Raw genomic sequence first — 7,898 nt, forward strand, 5'->3', positions numbered from 1 at the left:
TTCAAGCGTCCCTCAGCGGCGCTCGACCCACCACATCATCCCCATCGCCGCCAGCAGGAAGGCGATGCTCGGCGTGAGCGCGGCGACGGCGGGAGTCCAGCCGTTGATCACCCCGAGGTTGGAGAACAGGCCGTTGAGGAGGTGAAAGCCCACCCCGATCATGATCCCGGAGAACACCTTCAGGCTCACCCCGCCCATGCGCGTCTGCATGTAGCCGAAAGGCAACGCCAGCCCCATCATCACCAGCGCCGCAAAGGGATAGGCGATCTTCTTCCAGAGCGCGATCTCATAGCGGGTGGTGCGCTGGTTGTTTTCTTCCAGGTGGCGGATGTAGGAGTACAGCGTCGTCACCGACATGCGCTCGGGGACCACCATCAGCACCGACAACACCTCGGGGGTCAGCTCGGACTTCCAGATCAGCTCGGGCAGCACCCGGGTCTCCGTGCGGTTGCCCAGAAAAACCGTCTGCTGCACATTGGGCAGGCGCCATCCCTCGGCCGCACCTTTATGAACCCCGGTGGGCGATTCGCTGATCGACACCAGCGCGGCACGATCGTCGAACTCATAGATGCGCACCCCCTGCAGCGAGGTGTCCGGCAACACGCTGCGCACGTTCACGAAACGCCGCCCGTCCCGCACCCACAGGCCGGTACGCAGTTCCTGGGAGACCATCGAGCGGGTCGCCGCGAGACGCCACTGCTGGGCGGCGCGCTCGGCCGGCGGCGCCAGGTATTCGCCGAAGACGAAGGTCAACACCACGAAGATGCTGCCAATCCCCAGCAGCGCCACCAGAAAACGGCCGGTGGACAGCCCCGAAGCCCGCAACACGGTGATCTCGGAGTGGCGCGCGAAGTTGGTCAGCGCATACAGGGTGCCGATCAGCACGGCGATGGGCATCAGCTCGTACACCCGCCCCGGCATGATCATCGCCACGTAGATGGCGGCCTGATACAGCATGTAGCCGCCCTTGCCGACATCGTCGAGCTCATTGACGAGGTCGAAGAACGCGAACAACCCCAGGAAAGCCAGCAGCACCAGCAGCACCGCGGCGTAGATCTCGCGGCTCAGGTAGCGGACATAGACACGAACCATCAACGCCTCCGCCAGCGCGCAAAGACACTGATCCGCCGGTAGAAAAGCACCGCCAGGACGAGCAGCATCACCACATGGGGGACCCACAGGCCCACATCGAAACGCAGACGCCCCTGCCCGATCCACGACTGGCAGACGCTCACCGCGTTGCTGTAGATCAGGTAGATCAGGACCGCCAGAATAAGGTTGTTGGTACGCCCGGCCCGCGGATTGACGAAGGACAGCGGGATCGCCAGCAGGGCCAGCATGACCGCCAGCACGGGCGTGCTGATGCGGCCCATCAGCTCACCCCGGTTGCGGTTGTCGGGGTTCTTGAGCAGGGCCGGCAGGGCCAGGGTTTTGGGCTGCCGCGGCGCGCTGGCGCTCTCCTTGGACTCCATGCGGATCTGGTAGCGCTCGAACTCCATCACCCGGTAGCTGGGCGTGCCCGGCGTGCCCTCGTAGCGCCGGCCGCGCTCGAGGACGACGAAGCGGTTGCCGTTGGCGTCGACCTCGGTGTGCCCCTCGGCGGCAACCATCACACCGAGCCGGCCGTTCTGCATGCTGCTGGCGAAGACGTTGCGCACGCGCCCCTCGTCGCCGGACAGGGCCTCGACGAAGAACACCCGCTCGCCACCGGACGACTCGCGGAACAGCCCCGGCGCCACACGGCTGACGTCATCGCGGTTGCTCAGCTGCTCCTTGTATTCGACGCTCTTCTTCTGCGCCCAGGGCGTGCCGAAGAGGGACAGGGCGGCGATCAGCACCACCACCGGCAGCGCGAAGCGCAGCACCGGCCGGACCCAGGCCGTGAGGGGCAGGCCGCTGGAAAACCACACCACCATCTCGGAGTCCCGGTAGCTCCGCGACAGGGACATCAGGATCGCGATGAACAGGGTAAGCGAAAGCACCACCGGCATCTGGGCGATGGCGCCGAAGCCGATCAGCGCGAGCACGGCGTCGGCGGGCACGCGCCCGCCCGCGGCCTGACCCAGCAGCCGGATCAGCACCGTGGAGATGAGGATGGCGAACAGCGCCACGAAGACCGCCACGGCGTTCTGCGTGAATTCGCGCTGGGCGGCTCGAAGAAAAATCATGGGGGAAACGGTTGTGGCGTCGGCAGGCGGGCTTTTTGACGTGGGCCGGGGTGCCGGCCATAATGGCGCGATGTCCTGTTGACGCGTGTTTCGAAGGAGAAGCGGGTGGAATTTACCATAAAGGCCGGATCGCCGGAAAAACTCAAGAGCGGCTGCATCGTGGTCGGCATCCTGGCTGGCGGCGAACTCAGCAGCGCCGCGCGCGCCCTCGATGAAGCCAGCGACGGCGCCATCTCGGCGATCATCGGCCGCGGCGACCTCGACGACAAGGCCGGCGCCACCCTGATGCTCCACGCCCTGCCCGGCCTCGCCACGCCGCGGGTGCTGCTGGTCAGCCTCGGCAAGCGCGACGAGCTCTCCGACAAGGCCTACCGCGACGCCGTCGCCGCGGCCGCCCGGCAGCTGGCCGGTTCGGTGGCGGCCGAGGCGGCCTTCTGCCTCGCCGAGATCGAGCTCCCCAAGCGCGACCTCGCCTGGCGCCTGGCCCAGGCCGCCCAGATCCTCCAGGACAGCACCTACCGCTGCGACGAGCTCAAGTCCAAGAAAGATGAATCGAAGAAGGGCGTCCGCAAGCTCACCTTCGTCGTCAAGAACAAAGCCGGCGAGCAGCACGAGCAGGCCATCCGGCGAGGTGAGGCCATCGCCGAGGGCATGGCCCTCGCCAAGACCCTCGGCAACCTGCCGGGCAACGTGTGCACCCCGGGCTACCTCGTCACCACCGCGCGCAAGCTGGCCAAGGACCACAAGATCAAGGTCGAGGTGCTCGACCGGGACGACATGGAAAAGCTCGGCATGGGCGCCCTGCTCTCCGTGGCCCGCGGCTCCCACGAGCCTCCCAAGTTCATCATCCTCCAGTACAAGGGCGGCAAGGCCAAGGACAAGCCCGTGGTGCTGGTCGGCAAGGGCATCACCTTCGACACCGGCGGCATCTCCCTCAAGCCCGGCGAGGGCATGGACGAGATGAAGTACGACATGTGCGGCGCCGCCAGCGTGCTGGGCACCTTCAAGGCCCTCGCGCGGATGGAGCTGCCGATCAACGTGGTGGGCCTGATCCCGGCCACCGAGAACATGCCCGGCGGCTCGGCCACCAAGCCCGGCGACATCGTCACCTCCATGTCGGGCCAGACCATCGAGGTCCTCAACACCGACGCCGAGGGGCGCCTGATCCTGTGTGACGCCCTCACCTACGCCGAGCGCTTCGAGCCGGCCGCCGTGATCGACATCGCGACCCTCACCGGCGCCTGCATCATCGCGCTGGGCAACTTCGCCAGCGGACTCCTCGCCAACGACGACGACCTCGCCGCCGAGCTCCTCGCCAGCGGCCAGGCGGCTGGCGACAAGGCCTGGCAGCTGCCCCTGTGGGACGAATACCAGGAGATGCTCAAGAGCAACTTCGCCGACATCCCCAACATCGGCAGCAAGGGCGCGGGCACCATCACCGCCGCCTGCTTCCTGGCGCGCTTCACCAAGGCCTACAAGTGGGCCCACCTCGACATCGCCGGCACCGCCTGGAAGTCCGGCGCCGAGAAGGGCGCCACCGGCCGCCCGGTGCCGCTGCTGACCGAGTTCCTGATCGGCCGCGCCGGCCACTGAGCCCGCCCCACCGCGCCCGATGACCGAGGTCTGCTTCTACCACAACGCCCCCGACCGCCTGCGGGTCGCCTGCGTGCTCGCCGGCAAGGCCCACGGCAACGGGCGGCGGATCGTGGTGTTTGCGCCCGACGGTGGCGTCGCGCGGCAGTTCGACCAGATGCTGTGGAGCCTCACGCCGCTGGCCTTCGTCCCCCACGTGGCGGCGGCCTCCCCGCTGGCCGCCGAAACCCCTGTAGTGATCGGCACGCAGTTCGAAGGCCTCCCCCACGACGACGTGCTCATCAACCTGGGCGACGACCTCCCGGCGGGCTTCGAGCGCTACCGCCTGGTGATCGAGATCGTCGGCCGCAGCGATCCCGAACGCCAGGCCGCCCGCGGGCGCTACCGCGCCTACCAGGGCCGCGGCTGCAGCCTGCGTGCCCATGACCTCGCCCAACGGAGCGGCGAATGACCGACACCCCGAAAACCGAACTGCTGATGCCCCTCGAAGACGAGGAAACCGATCCGCTCTTCGAAAAGGCCGACGCGCTGATGCAGCGCCACGCCACCTTCGCCATCGAACCCGAGCTCGACGACCTGCCCGTCCTCACCGAGGTCGTCGAAGCCTTGGCACCCACGCCCGACACGCCGGCCGAACCGCCGATGGTCGCCGCCATCACGGATGCCGCCGAGAGCCTCGACGCCGCCCTCCCGCCCCCCGACCTCGCCGCCATCTCAGCCGCCGCAGCCCGGGCCGAGGCCGACCGCATCGCGGAACGCCTCGCCACCCTCGATGCCGCGATCAGGCGGCACATCGAGGAGTGGGTCGGCACCGAACTCCCCCAGCTCGTCTCCCGCGAGCTGGACGACCTCGCCGAGCGCCTGCAGGCCACCGCCGCCGCCCACCTGCGCGCCACCGTCCTGCCGCTGATCGCCAGCGAGATCGCCGACACCATTCCCCCGGGCCCCGAAGCCTGAAGCCCCCCGCCGTGCGCTGCCCCACGGGCAGGCGCGGCGCATCCGCTATAATCCGGGTTTTGCCATCAAAGACAGACCCCATGGAACTGGCCAAGAGTTTCGAGCCGGCGGAGATCGAACGCCGCTGGTATGAGCACTGGGAGTCGAGCGGCTACTTCGCCGCCGGCCTCGACCGCAGCAAGCCCGCCGACCAATCCTTCTGCATCCTGCTGCCGCCGCCCAACGTGACCGGCACCCTGCACATGGGCCACGGCTTCAACCAGACGATCATGGACGCGCTCACGCGCTACCACCGCATGCGCGGCTGGAACACCCTGTGGCAGCCGGGCACCGACCACGCCGGCATCGCAACCCAGATCGTCGTCGAACGTCAGCTCGACGCCCAGGGCGTCTCCCGCCACGACCTCGGCCGCGAGAAGTTCCTCGAGAAGGTATGGGAGTGGAAGGAATACTCCGGCGGCACCATCACCCGCCAGATGCGCCGCATGGGCACCAGCCCCGACTGGAGCCGCGAGCGCTTCACGATGGACGCCGGCCTCAACAAGATCGTCACCGAGACCTTCGTGCGCCTCTACAACGAGGGCCTGATCTACCGTGGCAAGCGCCTCGTCAACTGGGACCCGAAGCTCCACACCGCCGTCTCCGACCTCGAAGTCGTCCAGGAAGAAGAAGACGGCTTCATGTGGCACATCCGCTACCCGTTCAGCGAAGGCCCGATCGGTGACCTGCAGGGCCTCACCGTCGCCACCACCCGCCCCGAGACCATGCTCGGCGACGTGGCCGTGATGGTCCACCCCGAGGACGAACGCTACGCCCACCTCATCGGCAAGACGGTGCGCCTGCCCCTGTGCGAGCGCGATATCCCGATCATCGCCGACGACTACGTTGACCGCGAGTTCGGCACCGGCGTCGTCAAGGTCACCCCGGCCCACGACTTCAACGACTACGCCGTCGGCCAGCGCCACGACCTGGATATGATCAATGTTCTGGACAAGAACGCGAAGATCATTTCACGGAATTGCGAGCTTGCTGGCTCACCGACATCAGAAAGTACCGAGTATTCAAAGTATTGGGATATGCACGACACGCTGGACGCAATCCCATCTCAATACCAGGGCCTCGACCGCTTCGACGCCCGCAAGGCCATCGTGGCCGATCTCGAAGCCGCCGGCGTGCTGGTCGACACCAAGCCCCACAAGCTGCAGGTGCCCCGCGGCGACCGCACCGGCGTGGTCATCGAGCCGATGCTCACCGACCAGTGGTTCGTCGCCATGTCCAAGCCGGGCGAGGATGGCAAATCGATCACGCAAAAGGCGCTCGATGTCGTCTCGTCCGGCGAGATCCAGTTTGTCCCCGGCAACTGGGTCAACACCTACAACCAGTGGCTCAACAACATCCAGGACTGGTGTATCTCGCGCCAGCTGTGGTGGGGCCACCAGATCCCAGCCTGGTACGGCATCGACGGCGAATGCTTCGTCGCCCACTCCGAAGAAGAAGCCCGCGCCCTGGCCGACAAGGCCGGCTACCCCGGCCCCCTCACCCGCGACCCGGACGTGCTCGACACCTGGTATTCGTCCGCCCTGTGGCCGTTCTCGACCCTCGACTGGACGCCCGACTATCCGGCCCAGTCGAATGACGCGCTCGACCTCTACCTGCCGTCCACGGTGCTCGTCACCGGCTTCGACATCATCTTCTTCTGGGTGGCGCGCATGGTCATGATGACCAAGCACATCACCGGCAAGATCCCCTTCAAGCACGTCTATGTGCACGGCCTCATCCGCGACGCCGAAGGGGCCAAGATGTCGAAGTCGAAGGGCAATGTGCTCGACCCGATCGACCTCATCGACGGCATCGGCGTCGACGCCCTGGTCGCGAAGCGCACCACCGGCCTGATGAACCCCAAGCAGGCCGCCAGCATCGAGAAGAAGACCCGCAAGGAGTTCCCCGACGGCATCCCCGCCTTCGGCACCGACGCCCTGCGCTTCACCTTCGCCAGCCTCGCCAGCCCCGGCCGCGACATCAAGTTCGACATGAGCCGCTGCGAGGGCTACCGCAACTTCTGCAACAAGCTGTGGAACGCCACCCGCTTCGTGCTGATGAACGTCCAGGGCCACGACCTGGGCCTCGAGCACCAGCAGGGCGGCCCGGCCTGCGGCGGCAGCGGCCCGCTGGAGTTCTCCTTCGCCGACCGCTGGATCGTCAGCCGCCTGCAGCGCGTCGAGAAGGAAGTCGCCGAGCACTTCGCGGACTACCGCTTCGACCTCGTCGCCAAGACCATCTACGAGTTCATCTGGGACGAGTACTGCGACTGGTATCTCGAGCTCGCCAAGGTCCAGATCAACACCGGCAACGAAGCCCAGCAGAAGGGCACCCGCCGCAGCCTGATCCGCGTGCTGGAAACCATCCTGCGCCTGGCCCACCCGCTGATCCCCTTCGTCACCGAAGAGCTGTGGCAGACCGTCGCCCCCCTCGCCGGCCGCAAGGACGTGGACAGCCTGTGCCTGGCCCGGTACCCCGAGGCCGACCTGGGCCGCATCGACGAGAAGAGCGAAGCCGCGGTGGCCGAGCTCAAGGGCCTCATCTACGCCTGCCGCAACCTGCGGGGCGAGATGGGCATCTCGCCGGCCCAGCGCATGCCGCTGGTCGCCAGCGGCAACGCCGAGCAGCTGCGCAAGTTCGCGCCCTACATCGCCGGCCTCGCCAAGCTCTCCGAAGTGCAGGTGGTGGACGAGATCAGCAGCGAGGAGCTCGCTCCCGTGGCCATCGTCGGCGAACAACGCCTGATGCTGAAGGTCGAGATCGACGTGGCCGCCGAGCGCGAGCGCCTCACCAAGGAGATCGCCCGCATCGAGGGCGAGATCGTCAAGGCCAACGCCAAGCTGGCCAACGAGAGCTTCGTGGCCCGCGCTCCGGCCGCCGTCGTCGCCCAGGAGAAAGACCGCCTGGCCGGCTTCACCGCGACGCTGGAAAAGCTCAAGCCCCAGCTGGCACGACTGCCGGCCGCCTGACGGCACAGCGCCCGACAAAGCAAAGAGGCCACGCGATGCGTGGCCTCAGACTGCTGACAAAGCCCCAAGCCCCCACCCGTCGGGGGCTTGGTTTTTTTATAATCTCGGCATGCTCAAGCCTGCCGCCGCCACCGCTCAGACCGAACTGGAGATGGTGACGCTGGACCAACTG

Annotated in this window: 6 protein-coding genes; 4 read left to right on the forward strand and 2 right to left on the reverse strand. The window is 67.2% G+C overall.

Going from position 1 to position 7,898, the window contains the following annotated elements; genetic code table 11:
* Positions 1 to 12: 12 nt before the first annotated feature.
* Both lptG and lptF read right to left on the reverse strand, forming a co-directional pair.
* On the reverse strand, positions 13 to 1,092 hold the full coding sequence (gene lptG, locus ACE3OU_RS16645) for an LPS export ABC transporter permease LptG (protein WP_374242673.1): 1,080 nt from the start codon (positions 1,090 to 1,092) through the stop codon (positions 13 to 15).
* Complete coding sequence (gene lptF / locus ACE3OU_RS16650) at positions 1,092 to 2,168, reverse strand: LPS export ABC transporter permease LptF (RefSeq protein WP_374242674.1); 1,077 nt, start codon at positions 2,166 to 2,168, stop codon at positions 1,092 to 1,094. The genes lptG and lptF overlap by 1 nt, the downstream gene beginning before the upstream one ends.
* A 105-nt stretch (positions 2,169 to 2,273) precedes the next feature.
* On the opposite strand from lptF, the gene ACE3OU_RS16655 reads away from it, so the two are divergent.
* From ACE3OU_RS16655 to ACE3OU_RS16670, 4 genes are all read left to right on the forward strand, one after another.
* Entirely contained in the window at positions 2,274 to 3,761 is a 1,488-nt protein-coding gene (locus tag ACE3OU_RS16655; protein WP_374242675.1) for a leucyl aminopeptidase, read from the forward strand.
* Positions 3,762 to 3,780: 19 nt separating this feature from the next.
* A complete protein-coding gene (locus ACE3OU_RS16660; protein WP_374242676.1) occupies positions 3,781 to 4,212 on the forward strand; it encodes a DNA polymerase III subunit chi in 432 nt (143 codons plus the stop codon).
* Positions 4,209 to 4,718: a hypothetical protein gene (locus ACE3OU_RS16665; RefSeq protein WP_374242677.1), complete on the forward strand. Its 510-nt coding sequence runs from the start codon at positions 4,209 to 4,211 to the stop codon at positions 4,716 to 4,718. The genes ACE3OU_RS16660 and ACE3OU_RS16665 overlap by 4 nt, the downstream gene beginning before the upstream one ends.
* An 80-nt stretch (positions 4,719 to 4,798) precedes the next feature.
* The gene (locus ACE3OU_RS16670) at positions 4,799 to 7,726 is read left to right on the forward strand and encodes a valine--tRNA ligase (protein ID WP_374242678.1); all 2,928 of its coding nucleotides are present in this window, start codon (positions 4,799 to 4,801) and stop codon (positions 7,724 to 7,726) included.
* Positions 7,727 to 7,898: the final 172 nt, after the last annotated feature.

The sequence above is a fragment of the Zoogloea sp. genome (genome assembly GCF_041908905.1).
Classification (GTDB): Bacteria; Pseudomonadota; Gammaproteobacteria; order Burkholderiales; family Rhodocyclaceae; genus Zoogloea.